General features: G+C 64.2%; 18 protein-coding genes. 4 read left to right on the top strand and 14 right to left on the bottom strand.

Going from position 1 to position 22,127, the window contains the following annotated elements:
- Positions 1-47 precede the first annotated feature (47 nt).
- The 3 genes from NK8_RS16190 to NK8_RS16180 all read right to left on the bottom strand — a co-directional run bounded on the left by NK8_RS16190 (position 48) and on the right by NK8_RS16180 (position 3,202).
- Complete coding sequence (locus NK8_RS16190; protein ID WP_213229987.1) at positions 48-1,331, bottom strand: D-tagatose-bisphosphate aldolase, class II, non-catalytic subunit; 1,284 nt, start codon at positions 1,329-1,331, stop codon at positions 48-50.
- On the bottom strand, positions 1,324-2,310 hold the full coding sequence (locus tag NK8_RS16185) for a sugar kinase (protein ID WP_213229985.1): 987 nt from the start codon (positions 2,308-2,310) through the stop codon (positions 1,324-1,326). The genes NK8_RS16190 and NK8_RS16185 overlap by 8 nt, the downstream gene beginning before the upstream one ends.
- 67 nt (positions 2,311-2,377) lie before the next feature.
- Positions 2,378-3,202 carry a DeoR/GlpR family DNA-binding transcription regulator gene (locus tag NK8_RS16180; protein ID WP_225936310.1) on the bottom strand — a complete coding sequence of 275 codons (825 nt, stop codon included), beginning with the start codon at positions 3,200-3,202 and terminating at the stop codon, positions 2,378-2,380.
- Positions 3,203-3,407: 205 nt separating this feature from the next.
- On the opposite strand from NK8_RS16180, the gene NK8_RS16175 reads away from it, so the two are divergent.
- On the top strand, positions 3,408-3,812 hold the full coding sequence (locus tag NK8_RS16175) for a DUF6232 family protein (RefSeq protein WP_213229983.1): 405 nt from the start codon (positions 3,408-3,410) through the stop codon (positions 3,810-3,812).
- A 110-nt stretch (positions 3,813-3,922) separates the two neighbouring features.
- Positions 3,923-4,237: a hypothetical protein gene (locus NK8_RS16170; RefSeq protein WP_174258045.1), complete on the top strand. Its 315-nt coding sequence runs from the start codon at positions 3,923-3,925 to the stop codon at positions 4,235-4,237.
- A gap of 18 nt (positions 4,238-4,255) precedes the next feature.
- Here NK8_RS16170 and NK8_RS16165 read toward each other — a convergent pair whose 3' ends face one another.
- From NK8_RS16165 to phnS, 5 genes are all read right to left on the bottom strand, one after another.
- Positions 4,256-6,709 (bottom strand): glycogen/starch/alpha-glucan phosphorylase, encoded by a 2,454-nt coding sequence (locus NK8_RS16165; RefSeq protein ID WP_162067139.1) that lies wholly within the window; start codon positions 6,707-6,709, stop codon positions 4,256-4,258.
- Between the two features lie 269 nt (positions 6,710-6,978).
- Entirely contained in the window at positions 6,979-7,803 is an 825-nt protein-coding gene (gene phnV / locus NK8_RS16160; RefSeq protein WP_213229981.1) for a 2-aminoethylphosphonate ABC transport system, membrane component PhnV, read from the bottom strand.
- Position 7,804: 1 nt separating this feature from the next.
- A complete protein-coding gene (locus NK8_RS16155) occupies positions 7,805-8,734 on the bottom strand; it encodes a 2-aminoethylphosphonate ABC transporter permease subunit (RefSeq protein WP_213229979.1) in 930 nt (309 codons plus the stop codon).
- Positions 8,712-9,773 (bottom strand): 2-aminoethylphosphonate ABC transport system ATP-binding subunit PhnT, encoded by a 1,062-nt coding sequence (phnT, locus tag NK8_RS16150; RefSeq protein WP_213229977.1) that lies wholly within the window; start codon positions 9,771-9,773, stop codon positions 8,712-8,714. Before phnT ends, NK8_RS16155 begins: the two co-directional genes overlap by 23 nt.
- Position 9,774: 1 nt before the next feature.
- The gene (phnS, locus tag NK8_RS16145; RefSeq protein ID WP_213229975.1) at positions 9,775-10,848 is read right to left on the bottom strand and encodes a 2-aminoethylphosphonate ABC transporter substrate-binding protein; all 1,074 of its coding nucleotides are present in this window, start codon (positions 10,846-10,848) and stop codon (positions 9,775-9,777) included.
- A gap of 204 nt (positions 10,849-11,052) precedes the next feature.
- Between phnS and NK8_RS16140 the strand changes: the two genes are divergently transcribed.
- The gene (locus NK8_RS16140) at positions 11,053-11,238 is read left to right on the top strand and encodes a hypothetical protein (RefSeq protein WP_162067134.1); all 186 of its coding nucleotides are present in this window, start codon (positions 11,053-11,055) and stop codon (positions 11,236-11,238) included.
- Positions 11,239-11,311: 73 nt separating this feature from the next.
- The gene (locus NK8_RS16135) at positions 11,312-12,196 is read left to right on the top strand and encodes a DMT family transporter (RefSeq protein ID WP_213229973.1); all 885 of its coding nucleotides are present in this window, start codon (positions 11,312-11,314) and stop codon (positions 12,194-12,196) included.
- Between the two features lie 18 nt (positions 12,197-12,214).
- Here NK8_RS16135 and NK8_RS16130 read toward each other — a convergent pair whose 3' ends face one another.
- The 6 genes from NK8_RS16130 to NK8_RS16105 all read right to left on the bottom strand — a co-directional run bounded on the left by NK8_RS16130 (position 12,215) and on the right by NK8_RS16105 (position 22,044).
- On the bottom strand, positions 12,215-13,360 hold the full coding sequence (locus NK8_RS16130; protein WP_213229971.1) for a L,D-transpeptidase: 1,146 nt from the start codon (positions 13,358-13,360) through the stop codon (positions 12,215-12,217).
- A gap of 215 nt (positions 13,361-13,575) precedes the next feature.
- Positions 13,576-13,842 (bottom strand): RNA-binding protein, encoded by a 267-nt coding sequence (locus NK8_RS16125; protein ID WP_162067131.1) that lies wholly within the window; start codon positions 13,840-13,842, stop codon positions 13,576-13,578.
- A 225-nt stretch (positions 13,843-14,067) separates the two neighbouring features.
- Positions 14,068-14,604: a hypothetical protein gene (locus NK8_RS16120; RefSeq protein WP_213229969.1), complete on the bottom strand. Its 537-nt coding sequence runs from the start codon at positions 14,602-14,604 to the stop codon at positions 14,068-14,070.
- A 123-nt stretch (positions 14,605-14,727) separates the two neighbouring features.
- Positions 14,728-17,973, bottom strand: a complete 3,246-nt coding sequence (locus tag NK8_RS16115; RefSeq protein ID WP_213229967.1) for a transporter substrate-binding domain-containing protein — start codon at positions 17,971-17,973, stop codon at positions 14,728-14,730.
- 185 nt (positions 17,974-18,158) lie between these two features.
- Positions 18,159-20,285, bottom strand: a complete 2,127-nt coding sequence (katE, locus tag NK8_RS16110; RefSeq protein WP_301549881.1) for a catalase HPII — start codon at positions 20,283-20,285, stop codon at positions 18,159-18,161.
- 112 nt (positions 20,286-20,397) lie between these two features.
- On the bottom strand, positions 20,398-22,044 hold the full coding sequence (locus NK8_RS16105) for a S10 family peptidase (RefSeq protein WP_225936345.1): 1,647 nt from the start codon (positions 22,042-22,044) through the stop codon (positions 20,398-20,400).
- Positions 22,045-22,127: the final 83 nt, after the last annotated feature.

Raw genomic sequence — 22,127 nt, 5'->3', positions numbered from 1 at the left:
ACGCCAAAAAGTGGGATTACCATGACGCCGTTCATCGAATGCGATGCTTACGTTCTACAAGCGACCGCATACATGCCGATGACCTCCCGCACCTTGCTGAAGATCAGGCTCATCGGCGAACCATCGATCAATCCGCAGCGGAGTTGCCAGTACTGGTTCGGAAGATATCGACTGATGAGGTTTTCGCGTATGTCGACGTGTTCAAGATTGAACACCAGCTTTTGCGTTGCGTCCGCAACTTCCGCATCGGTCCAGTAGTAGCGAATTCGGTCGCTGTAGCTGAAAGTGCGCAAGAGCCGCTTTTCCTGTTCGCTGCCGTGATAGTACTTCTCCCAATTTCTGGGTTTCTCCTGCATCACGCGCTCGACCACTGCTCTCAGATTGGAGCGTGCATCCGCTGCGACCAGTTCGTCTTCGATGTCCGCAAGAGCGTAAAGCGCTTCTCGCAATGCGAACGTCGCGCCTGGCCCGACTTTCAGAATGGCGAAGCCGTCACGCACCAGCGCCGACAGAGCCTCAGGCTTCTGATAGTCCGTGGAATGCGCTTCGAAGACCATGCCGGGCAAGTCATCGAGGATATGCGACAGCTCGCCGGCGGATGACGCGTCATAGTCCACCACCTTCGTGTGATCGAACTCCACACCCGGCTGGACCACGAGACCGACGACGCGCTCCCACGCCGCGTCCAGCCCACGGGCCTGCCATGCCGCACGATGCACCGCGACGGTATCGAGCGCCGCGCGCGGGTTCGTCACCTCGACCGCAGCAAGCGCTTCCGATGCCCCGCCGGGCACGGGGACTTCCGTACCGACTATGTAGACCGGGCGTTCGCGCAGCCCTGCGCGTTCGGCTGCTTGCTCCGCGGCCGCGCACAATCGGGCCGCACGCCCGGCGACCACTTCGTCGGAAAGACGCGACGGGTCATCGGCGCAGCTCATGCTCGTGTCGAGGTGAATCTTTTTGAATCCTGCCGCGGCGTAGGCTTCGATCAGTGCTTCAGCGCGTTCCATCGCTTCATCGGCTGGAAGATTTCGCCAGGCGTTCGGGCCGAGATGGTCGCCGCCGAGAAGCAGGGTTTCTCGACGGAAACCCACTCTATCGGCGATTTTGTGAACGAACCGCACGAAGTCCGCGGGCCGCATGCCGGTGTAACCGCCATACTGATCCACCTGGTTCGAGGTGGATTCGAGCAGCAATGGCGTGCCATCATCGAGCGCCTGCCTCATGCTTGCTTCGATCACCCATGGGTGTGCCGAGCAGACCGAGTAGATTCCCTTCAGTCGCGACCCAAATCGTGCGTCGGCTGTGAGCCGTGTGACGATTTCAGTCATGGCTCACCTCGGATCTCTCCTTGATGAACGCATCCAGTTCCGCGAGCGTTGCAGTTCCTTCCATCGGACCGCGATACGTGACAGCGCGCGCACCTGCAGCGCCGGCATATTCCAGCGCCCGCCCGACACCCAATCCTTGTGCGCGACAGGCGATGTAAGTCCCGCCGAAGCAGTCTCCGGCGCCCGTCGGGTCGACTTCAGTCACCGGCAAGGCTTGGACATGCCGCTCGTCTTTTCCATCATAGAAGCTGCATCCGTCCTTGCCGCGTTTCACCACGACCTCGCGCACTCCTCTGCCCAGCAATTCATCGATCGCTGCCTTTTCGGTGTTCGCGCTCGCGAGCAACATCACTTCGTGCCCGCTCGGCAGGAACACATCGGTGTAGTCGAGAATGAAGTCGAGCGCCTCACGCATTTCCGGAATGCGCAGCATCTCCTTGCGGATGTTCGGGTCGAAGCTGACCGTGCCACCGTTCGCCTTCACCGTTTCGATGACGCTCTTCATCGCCTCGATGATGCGAAACGAGAAGAGCGAGGACCCCATCACATGAAAATGCCTGCAATCCTTCAGCAAGTGTTCGCGAATCTCGCTGACAGAAAGATGTCCCGAGGCGCTGTTGGTGATGTTGTAGATGAAGTCCCTGTCGCCATCCTTGCGATACGTGACGAACGCGCTGCCGGTGGTGGCAGCCTTGATGACGGATATCCCGGATACATCCACGCCGTCCTCGCGCAGGCGCTCGACATTGAGGGCGCCGAAGTCGTCATCGCCGACGCATCCGATGATCGCGCACGGGCTGCCGCACTTCGCGACCTGATCGATAAAAATTGCCGGCGCGCCGCTCGCGAACGGCCCGATCAGCGTCCCTGCCTGCCGAAACGACTGCCCGATTTCCGTGGCGAGAATCTCGACGAGAATCTCGCCCATCGTGAGAATGCAGCCGGGACGATGGTCCGGTTTCGCTTCGGTTTTAGCCATGGCGGTTTTCGTTAGGATTACGATACACGAAATGCAATACAGGACGCGCTTAGCGCAATACGTCCTGTCAGGAAGCGCGAAACTCCAGAATGCCTGTGTCACGCCTTTGCAGCTGAAGGCCCTTGCGCATCACCGTCTCCATCGTCGGCGGGTCGATTCCATCGTCGATAAGCAACGTGTCAATCTCTTGCGCGCTCGCGAACGCCACGCCGCTACGTTCGTCGAGTACCGGCTGAAACGCAACGACGATCGTTCGCCTCGCGGCCCGCCGCGCTGCCTGCGCCACGCGCGCCAGGGCGGAATCCGCCGTCAAAAGTTTGCCATCGCGGTCGACACCGGATGCTTGCAGCACGCACAGATCAATCGGGCGCCGGCTCACAGCGGCTTCCGCGTCAGGGCCGGTCATCACAGTCGAGCCGTGCTCCAGTCGGCCGCCGGTCAGCAACACCTCGCAGTGCAGAAACCGCTGAACCGTCTGGGCAACCGAAACGTCCTGAACCAGCAATGAAAGATTCGCCCGGTCTGCAAGGAAGGGAATCATCTTGTGAACGATCTCTCCCGCGCCCAACATGACCGCTTCGCTATCCATCACCTGTTCGGCCGCAAAACGGGCGAGAGCCGTCTCGGAGGCCTTGCGTATGGCGGCGTCCGACGCCGGCACGAGAATGTCGTCTCCGGACTTCTGTGCGAGATAGCGGGCCTTTCCGAACGAACGCAGAAGGTAGCGCTGCTGCTCCAGATAAGTCAGGTCGCTACGGATGGTCACGCTCGAAACATCGAAAACCTGACTGAGTTCATCGACGGAAACTTCCCCGCGCTTGCGAACAAGTTCGACGATTTGAAGGCGTCGCTTCAATGAACTCTTGTTGTTCAGCATCAGGTTCGCTTCCACGCGATCTTTCGTTACGGAAGAGTCTAGTTTCGAAACGAAAGAAGATCAAAGCGAATCTCGTCATGGTTTTCCCGTGAGAGACGGCGTATCGCGGCGCGGGAGCGCCCGGAATGCAAAGCACATGAATGCCGTGCAACTGCCCCCGGCGCGCGCGGTCTGGTACGCTCCCCGGTTTCACCGGCCGTAACAAGAACTGCGAAACCTTATGGATACTCCTTTCAACGAACGCGGCGTCACGCTCTCGCGCGCCGGCCTGTCGGCATCGGGGCAGATGATTCCGCTGCGTGATCTGCGCACCGCGCGCGTCGTGATGATTCCGCGCCAGAAGCCGATGCCCGTCATCATCGCGCTGATCGGGCTCGTCGCGTTCGGCGCGGGCATTATCACCGGCTCGGGCGCGGCGCTCGTGCTCGGCGTGATGACCATCGTGGTGGGCTACCTGACCTGGATCACGCAGGACGTGATCTATCAATTGATGGTCGCGACGCCCGATGGCGAGCGCGAAGTGCTCATCACGAAAGATCAGGAATTTGCGGACAAAGTGGCCGCGCTCGTCGGCGATGCGGTCGCGAAACACGCGGCCAGCGCAGCCGCCAAACCGCAGGCGTGATTTTGATACGGCGTTAATATCGTCGCGCGCGACTTTATCGCCGCCTTTAGGCGCGCGGCGGTAGAGTGAACGCGTTGCCACTTCGAGCCGCCATCGGGCGGCTGTCATCGATGTATCGCACTTCCGACCTGCCCTTTCTTCCCCAGGCATCCAACGGCGGCTCGCCGCGCCGCCGCGAAACGCGTCACTGCCTTGCGTTCGATCTGACCGTTCCCGGACTGAACTCCGCACCCGCGCGTGAATTGCTCACGCACGCTTTCGGTGCGAACGTGCGCGCGCACGTCGTCGCGACGAGCCGTCGTCACGACTGCACGACCCTCTATGTCGAAACGGACGGCGTGGACGCGAACGTGGTCATCGGCAAGATCACGCGATGGTTTCCCAACGCGACGCTCGGCCGCGTGATTCGCATCACGCGGCGCTGAGGCCGAAACGCGCGCGCTTCAGGTCACCTGCAACGGCTCGACATGCCAGATGTCGCGCGCGTATTCAGCGATCGTGCGATCCGACGAGAAGATGCCCATGCCCGCGACATTCTCGATCGCGCTCTTGGTCCACGCGTCCTTGTCGCGGAACTTGAGATCGACTTCGGTCTGCGTCTTGTCGAAGCTGTCGAAGTCGGCGAGCACCATGTAGTGATCGCCCCAGTCCACCAGCGTGTGGAAGATGTCGTAGAAGCGATGCGGCTCTTCCGGCGAGAAATGCCCGAGGCGAATCTGATCGAGCGCGAGCTTCAGCTCCGGGTTCTCTTCGTAGATCTGCCGCGGCCGATACCCCGCCGCTCGCAGCGATTCGATCTCGTCGGTCGTGTTGCCGAAGATGAAGATATTTTCGCGCCCCACGGCATCGCAGATTTCGATGTTCGCGCCATCCAGCGTGCCGATGGTCAGCGCGCCGTTCAGCGCGAGCTTCATGTTGCCGGTGCCCGATGCCTCGGTGCCGGCCATCGAAATCTGTTCCGACAGATCCGCCGCCGGAATGATGAGTTCGGCCACCGAGACGCCGTAGTTCGGAATGAAGCCGACCTTCAACCGGTCGCCGACGAGCGGGTCCGCGTTGATCCGCTTCGCGACATCGTTGATGAGCTTGATGATGTTCTTCGCCATCTTGTACGCCGATGCCGCCTTGCCCGCGAACATCACCACGCGCGGCGTCCAGTCCTGCTCCGGATTCTCGCGGATGCGGTTGTAGCGCACGATCACGTACAGGATGTTGAGCAACTGCCGCTTGTACTCGTGGATGCGCTTGACCTGCAGATCGAACAGCGCTTCCGGATTGATGATCGCATTGGCGTCGCGCTTGGCGCGCTCGACGAGCCTGAGCTTGTTGGCGAACTTCGCTTCGTGGAAAGCCTTGCAGAACTCCGGATCGTCGCGCCATTCGCGCAGGCGGCCGAGTTCGAAGAGATCGGTGCGCCAGCGCGGCCCGAGGCGCTTGTCGATCAGCGACGAAAGCGACGGACTCGCCTGCGCGAGCCAGCGGCGCGGCGTAATGCCGTTGGTCACGTTGGTGAAGCGCTCCGGATACATGCGCGCAAAATCGGAGAAGATGTTCTGCACCATCAGTTGCGAATGCAGCTTCGATACGCCATTCACCTTGTGGCTCGCGACGATCGCGAGATGCGCCATCCGCACGCGTCGCTGACCGTATTCGTCGACGAGCGAGATGCGGCGGATCAGCTCGACGTCGCGGCCGAACTTCTCGGTCACCTGCTTCAGGAATTGCGCGTTGATCTCGAAGATGATCTCGAGGTGCCGCGGCAGCAAGCGCGCGAGCATCTCGACGTCCCACGTTTCGAGCGCTTCGGGCATCAGCGTGTGGTTGGTGTATGAGAACATCTGCTGGATGAGCTTCCACGCCTTGTCCCACGGCACGCGATGCTTGTCGACCAGGAGACGCATCAGTTCCGGAATCGCGAGCACGGGGTGCGTGTCGTTCAGATGCACCGCGACCTTCTCCGCGAGCCGCCCGAAATGCGTATGCGTGCGCTGATAGCGGCGAATCAGATCCTGCATCGTCGCGGAGACGAAGAAGTATTCCTGACGCAGACGCAACTCGCGGCCAGCCTGCGTCGAATCGTCGGGATAGAGCAGACGCGAGACATGTTCCGAGGTGTTCTTCGCCTCCACCGCGCGGCGATAGTCGCCCTGATTGAATGCGGAGAGATCGAACTCGTCGGTCGCGCGCGCGGACCACAGGCGCAGCGTGTTGGTCGCCGTCGTGGCGAAGCCGGGGATGACCGTGTCGTAGGCCATCGCGTTGACGTGCTCGGTGTCGATCCAGTCGGTGCGGTCCTCGTGCTGCACGGTGCGGCCGCCGAAATGCACGGTGTACACGACCTCGGGACGCGGGAACTCCCACGGATTGCCCGCGCGCAGCCAGTAATCGGGCATTTCGACCTGATTGCCGTCGACCACCGTCTGGCGGAACATGCCGTATTCGTAACGGATGCCGTAGCCGAAGCCCGGCACGCCGACGGTCGCCATCGAATCGAGGAAGCAGGCGGCAAGCCGCCCGAGGCCGCCATTGCCGAGCGCGGCGTCCGGCTCCAGTTCCTCCAGCGCCGCGAGATCGACGCCGAGGCCGGCCAGCGCGTCGCGCACCTCGTCATAGATGCCGAGCGCGAGTAGCGCGTTGCTGAAGGTTCTGCCGATGAGAAACTCCATCGACAGGTAGTAGACGCGCTTCACGTCCTGTTCGTATTGCAGCCGCGTGGTACGCATCCAGCGTGCGACGAGGCGATCGCGCACCGCCAGTTCAGCGGCGTGCAGCCAGTCGCGCGGCTGCGCCGTGACGGCGTCCTTGCCGACGCCGTACATCAGGCGGTTCGAGATGGAGCGCCTGAGCGCATCGACGGTGCTGTTGAGCTGGTCGAATTCCAGGTCGACGGATGTCATCGGAACCTCCGGTGTTTGCAACATATGCAACGACCGCGAAAGCGCGACGGGAGTTCACTCGGACGCCCCAAAATGGCGCCCTGCCCTGATTGTTCCCGAGGGAAAATTCCTCCGGTCATGCGGGTGCGGCCGTGCCTGAAAGTGCAGGTTACGCCAGTTTTATTTTTTTTGGTATGACATGGCCAAAACGCTAACGCGGCCCGGGAATTGCTCGCGGCCGCATTCCGGGCCCAATTCCGGCCCGGAATTTTAGTTCGGATTCCCGATGTTTAGCGTGCGATTCCGCTGCGCGGAGCACGCGCGGCGATCATCAGTAGCGCGGCGAGCGAGACCGCCAGCAGGATCAGCGACAGCGCCGATGCGGGCAGATAGTAACCGCGATTGACCTGCCCCACGACGACGATCGGCACTGTCGCGAAGCCCGGCGGATAGACGGTGAGCGTCGCGCCCAGTTCGCCGAGCGACAGCGCGAAACCGAGCGCGAGACTCGCGCGGATTGCCGGCACGAGTTGCGGCAATACCACGCGCGCGAGCACCATGCGCGGCGGCGCGCCGAGACTCGCGGCGGCCTCGCGCAAGGTCATCAGTTCCGGGCGCAACGCGGCGGCCGCGCAGCGATAGCAGAACGGCAGCACGAGCGCGAGCTGCACGAGCACGACGATCGCGGCCGAGCCGGACAGATCCAGCGGACGCTTGTGATACGCGATCAGCACCGCGAGCCCGAGCACGACACTCGGCACGCCGCTGCCCATCATCGCGACGGCGTCGACGAGCGCGCCCAGGCCGCGCCGGTCGCGCCCTTCCAGCGCGAGTGCGAGCCAGAGACCCAGTGCGGTACCGAGCATCGCGACGCCCATCCCCACTTCGAGACTCGTCATGACGGCGTCGAGATCGCTCGAACCGAGACGCGCGAACCAGCGCGTGCTGAAGCCATCGGGCAGCATCGTTCCCGACCAGTGCGACGCGACGCTCGACAGCGCGACGACAACCACCGGCAGCACGAAGAGCCAGAAGCACAGCAACGCGACGAAGCCCGTGAACGCGATGCGCAACAACGCGCCGGGCGTGAAGCGTGACGAAATCGAAAGCTGCATGTCAGCGGCCTCCCGAACGCCGGTCGACGCGCCGATACAACGCGTACAACGACAGCGACATCAGCAGCATCACGACCGAGCCGGCCGCCGCGGTGGGCAGATCCAGATCGACGGTCGCGGCGCTGTAGATGGCGATCGGCAGCGTGATCAGATGCGCGCTGCCGAGCACGAGCAGAATGCCGAACTCGTTCAGCGTCAGCAGGAAGCAAAGGATCGTTCCCGCCGCGATGCCCGGCCACGCGAGCGGCAACACGATCTTCATCGCGACCATCCAGCCATCGGCGCCGAGGCTTTTCGCGGCTTCGACCAAACGCATGTCGAGCGTCGCGTACGATGCGAGCGTCGGGCGCACGACGAACGGCGCATAGAACACCACTTCCGCGAGAATCACGCCGCCGATGCCGAAGAGAAAATCGAGCGGCGGCGCATCGAGCGAAAAGAGCCGCTGCAAGCCGATGCTCACCGAGCCTTGCGAGCCATACAGAAAGATCAGCGTGAACGCCACGAGGAACGACGGAAACGCGACGAACAATTCCAGAAAGCGCGTCAGCAGACGCGCGCCCGCGAACGGCCTGAAGAACAGCATCGATGCGAGCGCTACGCCCAGCAGCGACGCGATGCTCGCGCTCGCGACAAGAATGCCGAACGTCGTGCCGATCATGCCGCGTGTTTCGGGATTGCCGAAGAACGCGCTGTATGCGTGAAGCGTGAAGCCGTCGGAGCCGGTCACGCTCAGCATGATGAGCCGCGCGAGCGGATAGACGACGAGCGGCCCGAGCACGAACACGAGAATGAACAGCAGATGCCACTGGCCTTTGCGATGACGCCGCTGCGCCTGTGCGGCATGAGCGGCGAATTGCGCGGAGAGATCGGCGTCGCTGATGCGGCCTTCGTCGCGCGCGACGCTGTCAGGAACGAACAAGGACGACATCGTCAGCCTCGAAGCGAAGTGAAACGCGCGCGCCCTTCTCCGGCATGCGTGAATGGCCACGCTGCGTCGTCACGAGCACGGGCTCGCCGGGCAATGCATCGAGCGCGACGGAAATCGACAGCGCCGCGCCATACCATTCGACCGATGCGATCGTGCCATGCAACGGGCCCTCGCCCAGCGGCACGATCGTGAAGCGCTCGGGACGAATGCACGCAAGACGTTCGCGCTCGTCGTGCCGCGCATCGCCGACGGGATACACCACGCGCGGCGGCAACAGATTCGCCGCACCGAGATAGCGCGCGACGAACGCATCGTTGGGTGCGTCGTACAACTCGCGCGGCGCGCCGAGCTGCGCGATGCGGCCATCGCGCATCAGCAGCGTGCGATCGGAGAGCACGAGCGCATCGTCCTGATCGTGCGTCACGCACACGATCGTCAGATTCGGCAGGCGCTCATGCAGCGCCTTCAGCTCGCTGCGAACGGAGGCGCGCAGATTGGCATCGAGCGCGGAGAGCGGTTCGTCGAGCAGCAACACATCCGGTTCGATGACGAGCGCGCGCGCCAGCGCGACTCGTTGCTGCATGCCGCCGGACAGTTGCGCGGGCATGACGTGACCGGCGTCGGAAAGCTGCACGAGCTTGAGCGCATCCGCGACGCGGCGGGTGATTTCGCCCGTACTCAGCTTGCGCGCGCGCAGTCCGAACGCGACGTTGTCGAACACCGACAGATGCGGAAAGAGCGCATAGCTCTGAAACAGCAAGCCGAGATTGCGTCGATGCGGCGGCATGTGCGTGAGATCGCGGCCCGCGATCGACAGCGTGCCGGCGAGCGCATCGGCCTGGACGAAGCCCGCGATGAAGCGCAGCAGCGTGGTCTTGCCGCAACCGCTGCGGCCAAGCACGGTGAGGAACTCGCCGCGATCGATGCGCAGCGTGAGATCGTCGAGCACGGTGCGCTGACCGAAGCGCACCGTCAGGCGATCGATGTGCACGCCCGGCGACTGCTCTGCGCCGAATGCTTCCTTGGGAACGGCGCTCACGTTACGACTTCGGCTTGGCGACTTCCGTCTGCTTGCCCGAGTTGCCGATCACTTCGGTCTTCCAGCGCTCGGTCCAGCCGGCCTTCTTCTGCATGACTTCGTTCCAGTCGACCGGAATCAGCTTCACACCCGAGATCGCCTGCTTGACGGCTTCGCCGTTCTTGCCCGCGAGCGGCACGTCGGTGCGGCCCGGAATGCCGTAGATGTCAGGCACTTTGGACTGCACATCCGACGACATCAGGTAGTCGATCAGCTTCTTGCCGGCAGCCTGATTCGGTCCGCCCTTGATGAGGCCGATCGCGTACGGAAGCTGGAACGTGGTCGGCGCTTCGCCGGTCTTGTGCGAGAGGAACAGCGGCTTGATCGAGAGGCCGCCGTTTGCGGCGTCGTCGAGGTCCATTTGAAGGTCGCCGTTGGCGAAGGCGATCTCGTTGCGCGAGAGCAGCACGTCGAGGTAGCCCGTGCCTTTGGTGTGGAATTTCGCGCTTTGCTCGAGCGTCTTGAGGTAATCGAAGGCCTTGTCCTCGCCCATCAACGCGGAGGTCAGGATGATGACGGCCATGCCGTCGCCCGCCGTCGCCGGATTCGAATACGCGATCTTGCCCGAGTAGTTCGGATGCAGCAGATCGGAGAATGTCTTCGGCGCGTTCTTCGTGACTTCGGGGTTGATCGCGAACGAGAAATAGTTGTTCACGAACGTGGCCCATGCGCCGTCCTGCGCTTTCGCGATCGCGGGCACGTTCTTGTAGTTCACGCTCTGATAGGGTTGCAGCAGGTTGCCTTGCTGCGCTTGCTGGATGAACGGCGGCAGCGTGACGAGCACGTCGGCTTTGGGCGAATCCTTTTCGATGGTCGCGCGGTTGACCACTTCGCCGCTGCCCGCCGTGACGATATTGACCTTCACGCCTTCCTTCTTCTCGAAGGCGGGGAGCACGTCCTTGTACAGGTTCTCGAGGCCGTCGGCGGTGTACAGGACCACGGCGTCGGCGGCGTGGGCGGGCATCGCGGCAAGCATCGTGAATGCGGCGGCAAACGCCGGCAGGATGTTGCGCGCGAGGCGGGAAGTGCGGGTCATTTTTGGGGTGTCTCTTCGTCGGGGTGGATGGTCGGAGGCGACCTTTAGCCCTTAAGAATTGCAGAGGTCTGTGACATCGATGTGAATTGGGACTATTGTCAGCAGGCACCATCACCCCATCCGAAGCAACACATTCTTTCCGCAGCGTAGGCAATCCACGATAACCGGTCCGCTACACTTGAGCGCTTTGCACGAGGCATAACGATGTACAAGAAAGGCGTGGTAATCGAAATCCAGTTCCCACCTGAGCGCTTGAACGACGCCGCCGGCGACCCTTACTGGATCGATCTCACGCTGGACGAAGCGAGGCGCCTGCACGCGCAACTATCGCGCCGCTTCGAGACCGACGCACGCGCCAATCAGCCACTCGACACTTTCACGATAGATTGAGTGCACGGTTAGACAAGACGAACGAGAACCATAGGCCCGATACTGCGGCATTCCGACTTGCCGCACGCCTCACATGATTTCGCTTCTCGCCGCGCCCGTATTCGTATTTCTCTGGTCGACGGGCTTCATCGTCGCGCGGGCGATCACGCCTTACGTCGACCCGAATCTGTATCTGCTCGCGCGCTTCGCCGGCACGACACTGCTGTTTCTCGCGATCGCCGCAATCGCGCGCGCGCCCTGGCCGAAAGGCCGCGACATAGCCCGCCATCTGTTCGCCGGCGCGCTGCTGCAAGGCGTCTATCTCGGCGCGGGTTACTGGGCCGTCGCGCAGGGCCTCGGCGCGGGCATCATGGGGCTGCTCGGCGCGCTCCAGCCGCTTCTGACCGCCGCCGTCGCCGCGCGGCTCTTCGGCGAGCGGCTTTCGCCACGCGCGTGGGGCGGCCTCGTGCTCGGTCTCGCCGGCGTCGCGCTCGTGCTCGCGCCGAAAATCGCGGCGAGCGGCGCGCACGCCGGATCGGCATCGGCTGGACACGCGCCGCAATGGATCGTGGTGACGATCGCCGTGCTCGCGGTGTTCGCCATCACCGCGGGCACGCTGTATCAGAAGACCTCGCTCGCCCGCGCCGATATCCGCAGCGCCAGCGCGTTGCAGAACGCAGGCGCCGCGATCGTCGCACTCGTGCTCGTACTCGCGCTCGGCGAGCACCGCTTCATTGCGTCGACGACGACGTGGCTCTCGCTCGCATGGGGCATCGTGATGCTCTCGGGCGTCGCGACGACGCTGCTCGTGTGGATGGTCAGGCGCGGCGACGCATCGCGCGCCACCGCCCTGCTCTTTCTCGCGCCACCGCTCGCCGCGCTCGAAAGCTATCTCGCGTTCGGCGAGACGCTCGACGCGGTGCAGCTCGCGGGCTTCGGCGTGGCGCTCGCGGGCGTGCTGCTCGCGCGTTCGAAATAGCGCGTCGGCGGGCAAGGGTCAATCGACCGAATCCGCGCCCGCCGGAATATGCGCGCGCACCGCCTTGCCCGGGCCGGGCGACCACGCGGGCCGCGTCTTCCTGCCCGTATCGACGACGACGAGATAGTGCCCCGCCCACGGCGTCGTCTTGCGCGTGGCCTTCAGAATCCACATCGACTCGCCGTCGGCTGCGCGCGCCTCGTATTGCGCGTCGATGATGCCGTGGTGATCGAAGAACGCGTTGAGCGTCGACGGGATCCGTACGCAGCCCTTCGAATGCCGCATGCCGAGCAAGGGCTCCAGCTTCTCGGGATCGGTGGCGTGCATCTGGAAGCGCATCGGCGATTTGCCGCCCTTGCCCCAGCCACGCTCGCCATCGGCCCAGCCGAAATCGTAGATACGCATGTCGCGCGCGCCGTAGCCACGGATCTTGAACTCGTTCAAGGTGCCTTCCGCGCGGAAGTCCATGTTGCCGGGCACGTGCTGGAACACGCCGAGCGGCGTCACGAAGTGGTCGTAGGTGCCGGGACGGCCCGTCGATACCGGCGACGCGCCGATCATCGACCACGCATCGCCCGGCTTCGCGCGGAAGTACACGAAGATGACCTGCGCGTTCGCATTGCGATCGGCCAATACGACGAACTCATTGGCGAGATCGCCGTGACCGTCTTCATCGAGCGTCTGTTGCAGCAGGCGCCCGTAGGCCTGCTGATCCGTGGCGGAAACGGCAAGCCGCCGGTCGACCTCCTGCGCGAAGGTCTGGCGCATCGCATACGCGCCCGCCGGCGACATGCCGGTGCGCTGCGCGAGATTGGGCTCGGGCGGCTCCGGCGGCAAAGGCACTTCGGGCGCCTCCGCCTCCGATGCCGCGCTCGCCTCGGACGCCGCACTCGCCGCAGTTGCCGCAGTTGCCGCACTTGCCGCCGATGCCGCAGAAGCCGTCGATGCTTCCGACGTCGGCTGCGCGGGCATCGGCACCGGCATCGCGGGCAACGCGCGTTCGGGCGCGACGGGCATCGCCGTCACGTGGCCCTGCACGACTGTCGCCGCCTGCTGGGCGTACGCGGCCGCTGTGATCGAAAACAGCGCGCCCGCCGCCGCGCCCACGAGAAACCTTGCGCCAGACGGCGTCTTGTTGGTTCTGTTCTTTCCTGCCTGATGCATCGATTCGATTGATCCGCTTTTGCCTCGTGTCAGCGGACGATCCACCGGATCGCCCGGTTCGAACGGCCCGACGCGCACCTTGAATCAGGCGCGCATCGACAAAAAAGCCGGTGGCACGTGGCACCGGCTTCGCCGCTACATGACGTTCGTCAGGGGAGGATCAGCAAAGTTCGTTCCGGACGGCCGCGCAACACGGCGCGCGCACGCGGAAAACGTCAATGCAGACGGATGGACGCGTCGCCGGAAGCCGAGGCCCGGGCGCGCAAGGGTTCGTCGAGAAAGCGCTGATGGCACAGCTTCTGCGCGATCGCCTCGCCGATGTAAGGCACATCGATCGCAAGCTTCGCGGTGGCGTACGCGTCAGCGGTGCCCGCGCCGTACACCGCGATATCGCTCGCATACTGGCCTAGCTCGTGTTCCAGAAAACGCCGCACGTCGCGCGCGGCGCAGCGTTGGGGAAAGTTCCAGATGAGCAGGTTCATCGCCGTCACCTTCTTGCGCGCGCACGCACGGGCTGCGCACGCTGCTTCAGGATCAGGCGCGCCGCAACCGTGCCGACGACGAAAAGGGACACATAGGCGAACATCATGGCGGCTCCGGCTAATTTCGAGATAGCTCCATACTAATCCCGTAGACCGCGCAGGTGCTGCGACATTCCGTCTTTTTCAATAGATGTTCTAAATCGGATGGATGGGTTCAGGCAATCGTCAGAAGCCGCTGCACGACATGCTGGACAGATTCGGATACCGGTTGGACCAGTCGCCCGCCATCGCGGATTGCGCGTCCTTCAGCGTGATGTCGCCGGTGCAGACGCAGCGCTTCAGATAGACCGCGAGCCGCTCCTTGCGGCGCTGGCCCGCGCGCCCTTCCCAGCGGCGCAGATCGAGATTCGCGGGCGAGTTGGGCGAGCCGCCGAGCAGCACCGGCATGCGGTGATCGAGCGCATATTCCGATGCGAACGATGCATCGATGCTGCGCTGCTTGAGCAGCCGCTCCTTCTGGCGCATTTGGATCTCGAACGACGGCAGCACGCGATCGACATAGCCCGGCACGCAGATGGTATCGACGATGGTCGTCTGCGTGACCCGCGCATCGAGCCATTCGGCGCGCTGCGCATACGGCGGCGTCCCCGGCACGAACGCGAGCGTCGCGCAGCAATACGCCAGCATCGCGCGCGCGATCCGGCCGGGGCGGCCCGCGCCTGGCTTCGGTTTCTCGTCGAACCCGGTATCCCTTCGAGTCATGCCTCTGAGTGCCATCCATTGCGGCCGCGGATCGCCGCATGTTTTTGAGATGATCGGAGGTTCAATTAAAACACACGAAACGCGGGATGTACGCAAAGCCCTGCTAGCGAAGCCTGACACGCGTCATGACGACGCATCGGATGCGGGCGAAACGCACGCGAGCGGGCTGGCGAGCGCGGCATCGAGCGCTTCCGCCGCCGCGACGAATGCCGCGAACGAAGCCGTGATGCGGGCGTCGTCCTCGCCGTTGCGGTCTTCGTCGACGGCAAGCTCGCAGTCGTGCTGCAAGGTGACGCACGCGCGCATGAACGGCGTCGCGCCGATCACCGCCGCCGCGCCCTTCATGCGATGCGCGATATCTCGCAGGCACGCGTGATCGCACGCGTCGAAGGCAGCGCGCGCGTCGGCCAGATCCTGCGTGTTGGCGGCCTTCAGCGTGTCGACGAGCGTGCCGGCCTGATCGCCGAAACCGGCCAGCAAGGCGCGGTCGAACACCGGCGCGTCCGGATCGGCTGCACGCGCGGGCGCGCGCGCAAACGCCTGCGCAGGCGCCGTCGATGCGCTCGACACGCGGCCGTCGCGCGTCGCTTCGAGCAAGGCGGCGCGCAGACCGTCCAGACCGAGCGGCTTGACGAGACACGCGTTCATGCCCGACGCGACCGCGCGCACCGCGGCGTCGGGTTGCGCGTTCGCCGTCAGGCCGACGATCGGCACGGCGCGTGGACTCGACGGGTCTTTCGCCTCGTCGTCCCGGATCGTGCGCGCCAGTTCCTCGCCGCTCATCTCGGGCATCGAGCAGTCGGTGAGAATCACGTCGAATGCGCGCGGCGCGGCGCGCCAGCGCGCAAGTGCGCTCTTGCCGTCGACGGCCATTTCCGCGCTGCCGCCGAGCAGCCTGATCTGCCCGTCGAGCACGATGCGATTGGCGGGATGATCATCGACGACGAGCACGCGTAGCCCCGCGAGCGACCCGGCAAGCGCGCCCGCCGGCGCGGACGGCGCATCGTCCGCCATCGCCTCCGTCTCCGGAAGATCGACGCGCACGGTAAAGCGCGTGCCGCGCTCCGGCTCGCTCGACAGCTCGATCGTGCCGCCCATCATCGTTGTGAGCCGCTTGCTGATGGTGAGGCCGAGCCCCGTGCCCCCGACATTGCGCGCGCGGCCATCGTGGGCCTGCACGAACGGCGTGAACAGCATCGCCTGCTTCTCGGGCGAGATGCCGATGCCCGTATCGCACACCGTGAGCGTCACCGCGCGCTTGCCGTCCTGTGGCGGCGCGACCTGGTATTCGAGCGTGACCGCGCCGACGTCGGTGAATTTGATCGCGTTCGAGAGCAGATTGCCGACGATCTGGCGCAGACGCTGGCCATCGGCGAGGAGCCAGGTCGGGCCACCGCCGAAGCGGCGCTTCACGATGAGCGCGAGTCCCTTCGCGCGCGCGGCCGGTTCGTAGATCGCCGCGACGCCCGCGACCCACGCTTCGATTTCGAGCGGCGCGGGCGCGAGCACGAGACGCTCGGCTTCGATCTTCGCGACATCCAGCAGATCGTCGATCATGCCGAGCAGATCGCGCGCGGCGCGATGCGCGATCGACAGCGCGCGCTCGGTCGCGACGCGCTCGCCCGGCGCGCGCAATTCCATTTCGAGCAGACCGAGCACGGCGTTCATCGGTGTGCGGATTTCGTGGCTCATCGTCGCGAGGAAGGTGGATTTTGCGCGGTTTGCCGTTTCCGCCTCTTCCTTCGCGGCGCGCATCGCCCTTTCGGCGGCGATCCGGCGCGTGACCTGCACGCGCATCGTCAGCGCCCAGCCCGCCAGCACGAGCACGAGCGCCGCGCCAAACAGCGCGCCGAGCGCGACTTGCGGACGATGACGTTCCCACAGCATCTCGGGATGCTCGGAGAGCTTCCAGCGCGCGCGGATCGTCTCCAGCTCGGGCGGCGGAAGACTCTCGATCGCGCGATTGAGGATGCCGAGCAGCAGCGGCTCGTTCGCCGTGACGGTCAGGCCGTGCGGAACCGGTCGCGTCGAAAGCACGCCGCTCAACACGAGCGAGCCGCGATAAGCATTGCCCACCGCGTAGTTGGCGAGGGCCAGATCGGCGATGGTCGCATCGGCTTCGCCTCTTGCCACGGCCCGGAACTGACCGTCGAGCGGTCGCGTATGGACGATCCGCACACCCGACGCGCTCCGCTGCAAAAGCTTCTCCAGCAACGAAGAGGGCGGTAACGCGACGCGCTTGCCCGCGAGCGCGCCGGCGTCGCGCAGCGGCGGCTGATTGGCCGACGTCACGATCACGAAGATGCCGTCGCCGGTCGGCGCGGAGAGCACGCCGCCGGGCAACGCAGAGGTTTCGCCCACGCCGTACGGCAGGATCGCGGAAGCGCCGCTGCGCATGTCGGCCGCGAGTTGCTCGGGCGTGTCGCGCACGCGGGCCTCGAAGCGCAGGCCGGTCACGCGCGCGACCGCATCGAGGATATCGACCGCGATGCCCGCCGGCTGGCCGCGCGAATCGCGGAAAGTCAGCGGCGCGGCTTGTGCGAGCATCGAATAGTGCACCACGGGATGCGTGCGTACCCACGCAAGCTCTTGCGCCGTGAGTTCGACCGGCCGTTCCAGCGTGACGGCGTTGGCGCCCGGATTCCAGCGTGCGCGCGCGACGAGAACGAAGGCCGGCGGCAGCGCCGCGAGCGCGCTGTCGACCCGCTGCCGCAGCGCATCCGCGCCGGGACGTTCCGCCGCGAAGGCGAAGCGGAAGCCGTCTTCATCGAAGGCCGCAAGGTCCGTGATGGTCAGATTCGGCAGGTAGTAATGGGTGATCGCGAAGGCGGAAGCCGTCATGTCGCCGATAAACGCGTCGGCGTCGCCGAGCGATACGGCGAGCAGCGCAGCAAGCAGGTCCGGATACACGACCGGCAGCATCGACGGATACGCCGACCGCAGGCGCGCCGGCGAAGTCTGCGCGTCGACGTACGCGAGCCGATGCGTCGATGGACGCTTCACGAGCGGCTCGATGTAGATCTGTTTGCTCGGCAGATACTGGCGGCTGTATATGAGCGCGCCGTTGCCGTCTTGCCTGTCCTCGCTGTCCGCACCGGTCGCGCCTGTCGCCATGTCGATGTCGCCGCGCGCGAGCGCCGCCATCAACGCGGTGCGGTTTGGATAGATACGCCATTGCGTGTCGAGGTCGAGCGCGCCGGCGACGGCATCCACGTAATCGACTGAAATCCCGCGCGGTTTGGTGTCACGCGGATACGCCATGTCGAGCGGCGGCGCGACGCCCGGCGCCGCGCCGACGACGATGCGCTCCTTCGCGCCAGCTGCCGCCGCACACAGCGCCCAGATCAGAACGATGACGACGATGTCCATGCACGCGCGCCATTGCACGCGTGCGGCAAGCGCGCCGCCGCCACGATGTCTTGCATGATCGAACAAGCCGCACCCCCGGAGTGAGCGGTACGGCTAGTGTCTCAAGAAAGACGGGGGCGCGTACATCGCCGATGGCGGCATGGTCGCGCGTATCGTTGCGAGGCACGAAACGCCGATCACGCGGATCAGGCCGGCACCGACTCCGCCTTGTGCGCGCGCGACCAGACGCGATGCTGGCTCATCGCCTCGATGAAGCTTTTCAGCACCGCCTTGGCGTCGCTGCCTACCGCGACGCCCTCCTCGCCGCCCGGCAGATGCGCGGCCGCGAGCACGTCCTCGCCGTCGCCGATCGCGCCGATCGCCTTCAGATGCTTGAACGATTCGAGCACGAAGTGGCGCGCGTCGCCGGACTCGGAAAGCGCCTTCGCGCTCTCCTTGCCGCCCGCGACGATCACGCCGTCGAACATGATCGAGGGCATGGCGAGAATGGTCGCGTCGGCCTCGATGCCGGGCGCGGGCGAGCCGAGCGTCGGCGAAATGACCTTTGCGTGCGCGCCCTCGGCCTTGAGCGCGTCCTGCACGGCCTTGATGCTGGCGGCATCGGCGCCCGGCGCGGCGAGGATCGCGACCTTGCGCGTCTTGATCGAAGGCTTCGTCTTCGCAACGATCGACAAGGCCGGCGACTCCGTCACCGACGACTTGCCGAGTTCCTCGGCGCTCGCGCTTTTCTTCGGCGCGGGCAGCCCGAGGTTTTCGGCGACGCGCGCGGCGAGCGTTTCATCGATATTGGCGAGGATGCCGAGCTGACGCTCGCGGATATTCTTGCGCTCGACCTTGGACAGCTCGAACGAATACGCGCCGACGATGTGATCCTGCTCCGGCTCGGTCATGCTGTTCCAGAAAAGCGTCGCCTGCGAGTAGTGATCGGCGAAGGACGGGCTGCGCACGCGGATCTTCGCGCCGTCGACGCGCTGCGTGTAGCTTTCGAAGCCGCCGCCCGCCGCAGCCGGCGCGGTTTCCTTCGGCCAGCCGCCGTCGATGGAATTTGGCTCGTAGGACGCCTGCCCTTTGTCGATCGTCTGGCGATGCATCGCGTCGCGCTGGCCGTTGTGCATCGGCGCGAGTGGACGGTTGATCGGAATCTCGTGGAAATTCGGGCCGCCGAGACGGCTGATCTGCGTATCGGTGTAGGAGAACAGACGGCCTTGCAGCAATGGATCGTTCGTGAAGTCGATGCCCGGCACGATATGTCCCGGACAGAACGCGACCTGCTCGGTTTCGGCGAAGAAGTTATCGGGATTGCGATTCAGCGTGAGCTTGCCGATCATCTTCAGCGGCACCAGTTCCTCGGGGATGATCTTGGTGGGGTCGAGCAGATCGAAGTCGAACTTGTGTTCGTCTTCTTCCTCGACAATCTGCACGCCGAGTTCCCACTCGGGATAGTCGCCGTTGTCGATGGCTTCCCACAGGTCACGTCGATGGAAATCCGCGTCCTTGCCCGCAAGCTTCTGCGCTTCGTCCCAGAGCAGGGATGCGGAGCCGATCGTCGGGCGCCAGTGGAACTTCACGAAGCGGCCTTTACCCTGCGCGTTGATGAAGCGGAAGGTATGGATGCCGAAGCCTTCCATCGTGCGCAGGCTCTTCGGGATGGCCCGGTCGGACATCGCCCATAGCACCATGTGCGCGGATTCGGGCACGAGCGAGACGAAATCCCAGAAGGTATCGTGCGCGGAGCCGCCTTGCGGCATTTCGTTGTGCGGTTCCGGTTTGACGGCGTGGACGAAGTCGGGGAACTTGATTGCGTCCTGAATGAAGAACACGGGCATGTTGTTGCCGACGAGATCGAAGTTGCCTTCGTCCGTGTAGAACTTGACGGCGAAACCGCGCACGTCGCGCACTGTGTCGGCGGAGCCACGCGAGCCTTGCACGGTCGAAAAGCGCACGTAAACAGGCGTTTCCTTCGACGGGTCCTGTAGGAACGCGGCCTTGGTCAGTTCTGCCTGCGATTCGTAGACCTGGAAGACGCCGTGCGCGGCTGAGCCGCGCGCGTGGACGATGCGTTCCGGAATGCGCTCGTGGTCGAAGTGCGTGATTTTTTCACGCATGATGAAGTCTTCGAGCAGCGACGGCCCGCGCTCACCGGCGCGCAAGCTGTTCTGGTTATCCGCGATCTTGACGCCGTGATTGGTCGTCAGGGCCTGGTTCGTTGCGTCGGTGCGGTAGGTTTCGAGGGCTTCGACTTTCTTGTTCGTGTTGCTCTGCGAGGGGGTGCGGGCGACGCCGCTCGGCGACGGTTGCTTCTTCGATGGCATTGTGGGGCTCCGGGTGGGTTTCGACTTTGCGGTCATTGCCGCAATCGATGTACCCGGAGGGAATTTGCTTGCGTCTGGGGTCGCTATCGCCCAGGCGCAAGCCAGAAAAACCCTAAGCCCCATTCACCGGCGACAACGCCCCCAACTTGTCCGCAGTAACCTTCTGCAGCGCAATAATCCGCCCCATTGCCGCATGATTCGCCGTGGCATCGTCATACATCCTGGCAAGATCGGCCTTGAGCTGCGTCCTCGACCCGCCGTCGAGATAAACCATATGCCCCGACGGATAAAACGTCGCCGACAGATTCTGCCGCACGGTCTTGTCGATCAGCGGCATCTGCTGCAAATCGATGATCGTCTGATAGAACGGCGTCACGAAGTCATACATTCCGTTCGCGGAAAGCACTCTCAGATCGACATTCAACGCCATCACGGCAGCAAGATCGCCCGCCGTATAGAGAATGATGTTGCCCTTCGAATCGACGCCCTTCTGCGCGCCCGTCGGGTCCGTGTGCTTGAAATCCCAGTTGAGAAACGCCTGATCGTTCAGGTCGGTAAACGATGACGTCGACGTGAACTTCAACTGCTCGTTGAGATAGCTGTTCCACATCGTCGTGTAGACGCCGCTCACCGCCGTCATGGTCGGATCGTTGCCGCCCGAATTCGGATCGATCTTGCCCGCGATGCCCGTCGAAATCGCCGTGACGCGGCCGTCGTAGGAACCGAGCGATTCGCCCTTCGACTTCAGCAAGGTCGTGAGAAAGAGCGAATTGCCACGGCTGTCGTAAGCCGCGATGTCGAGGCTCCACGCGAGCAGCGTCGCGCGATCGATGCCCGTGTAGTCGGACAGCTTCTCGACAACTTCGTCGTCCGTCTGGGGAAACTTGCGCAACGCATTCAGATAGTCCGTGCGCGAAAATTCCGCCACTTCCTCCGCGAAAGTCAAAAGATTGGTCGGCGTCGGATGCACGCCGAGCTTCTTGTGATACCACGCGTCCGCAGCCGCAGTCGGCAATGCGCCGACCGGATTGCCCGCCTGCGCGTAATCGAGAATGGAGGACTGCAAGGTGACGCCGTTCAGATCGATGCCGTCCTCGTGCAGCTTGTACGCGAGCACGCAACTGCGCGCCGTGCCGTACGATTCACCGAACAGGAACTTCGGCGAATTCCAGCGGTTGTTCTTCGTCAGATAACGCTTGATGAACTGCGCGATCGAGCCCGCGTCCTGATCGACGCCCCAGAAATCCCGGTTCTTGTTCGGCGCGATCGCGGCGGAATAGCCCGTGCCGACCGGATTGATAAAGATCAGGTCGCTGCGGTCGAGCAGGCTGTCCGGGTTGTCCTCCATCTGATACGGCGCGGGCGGCGTGAAGCTCGGCATTGCGGTCTTGATGCGGCGCGGCGCGAACGAGCCGAGTAACACGAACACCGACGACGATCCCGGCCCGCCGTTGTAGAAGAACGTGAGCGGGCGCGCTTCCTCCTTCGCGCCGTCCTTCGTGAACGCGACGTAGAACATCTTCGCGTCCGGCTTCGAACTGCTCGGATCGACCGTCACGAGATGGCCGACGGTCGCCGTATAGGCGATCTTCGCGCCGCCGATCGTCACGCTGTGATGCGTGATGGCCGCGTTCTCGTCGGCTTCGTTCGCGGCGACTGAATCGTCGGGGCCGTTGCCGTAGGCGACCGGATCGAAGTACGGCTGATCCTTCTTCGCCGTCGTGGTCTTCTTCGGCGCTTTCTTCGCGGCGGCCGCCATCGCCGTCTCGTCCGCGTTCTCGGGTTTGCCGCTCGCTGCCAGTGGATCGGAGTTCATCGTCATCGCTCCAGAATCGTCGTCGT

The sequence above is a fragment of the Caballeronia sp. NK8 genome (assembly GCF_018408855.1).
Classification (GTDB): Bacteria; Pseudomonadota; Gammaproteobacteria; order Burkholderiales; family Burkholderiaceae; genus Caballeronia.
Note: the sequence above shows the minus strand (reverse complement) of the source record. Positions and strands in the feature narration are given on the sequence as shown.

Bases quoted from the DNA above. Each gene is read 5' to 3' on its own strand.
- NK8_RS16135 (WP_213229973.1), top strand. From the start codon at position 11,312: ATGATTTCGCTTCTCGCCGCGCCCGTATTCGTATTTCTCTGGTCGACG.
- NK8_RS16115 (WP_213229967.1), bottom strand. From the start codon at position 17,973: ATGGACATCGTCGTCATCGTTCTGATCTGGGCGCTGTGTGCGGCGGCA.
- NK8_RS16165 (WP_162067139.1), bottom strand. From the start codon at position 6,709: ATGACATCCGTCGACCTGGAATTCGACCAGCTCAACAGCACCGTCGAT.
- NK8_RS16185 (WP_213229985.1), bottom strand. From the start codon at position 2,310: ATGGCTAAAACCGAAGCGAAACCGGACCATCGTCCCGGCTGCATTCTC.
- katE (WP_301549881.1), bottom strand. From the start codon at position 20,285: ATGCCATCGAAGAAGCAACCGTCGCCGAGCGGCGTCGCCCGCACCCCC.
- NK8_RS16155 (WP_213229979.1), bottom strand. From the start codon at position 8,734: ATGTCGTCCTTGTTCGTTCCTGACAGCGTCGCGCGCGACGAAGGCCGC.
- NK8_RS16125 (WP_162067131.1), bottom strand. From the start codon at position 13,842: ATGAACCTGCTCATCTGGAACTTTCCCCAACGCTGCGCCGCGCGCGAC.
- phnV (WP_213229981.1), bottom strand. From the start codon at position 7,803: ATGCAGCTTTCGATTTCGTCACGCTTCACGCCCGGCGCGTTGTTGCGC.
- NK8_RS16170 (WP_174258045.1), top strand. From the start codon at position 3,923: ATGTATCGCACTTCCGACCTGCCCTTTCTTCCCCAGGCATCCAACGGC.
- NK8_RS16120 (WP_213229969.1), bottom strand. From the start codon at position 14,604: ATGACTCGAAGGGATACCGGGTTCGACGAGAAACCGAAGCCAGGCGCG.
- NK8_RS16175 (WP_213229983.1), top strand. From the start codon at position 3,408: ATGGATACTCCTTTCAACGAACGCGGCGTCACGCTCTCGCGCGCCGGC.
- NK8_RS16130 (WP_213229971.1), bottom strand. From the start codon at position 13,360: ATGCATCAGGCAGGAAAGAACAGAACCAACAAGACGCCGTCTGGCGCA.
- NK8_RS16190 (WP_213229987.1), bottom strand. From the start codon at position 1,331: ATGACTGAAATCGTCACACGGCTCACAGCCGACGCACGATTTGGGTCG.
- NK8_RS16140 (WP_162067134.1), top strand. From the start codon at position 11,053: ATGTACAAGAAAGGCGTGGTAATCGAAATCCAGTTCCCACCTGAGCGC.
- NK8_RS16105 (WP_225936345.1), bottom strand. From the start codon at position 22,044: ATGGCGGCCGCCGCGAAGAAAGCGCCGAAGAAGACCACGACGGCGAAG.
- phnS (WP_213229975.1), bottom strand. From the start codon at position 10,848: ATGACCCGCACTTCCCGCCTCGCGCGCAACATCCTGCCGGCGTTTGCC.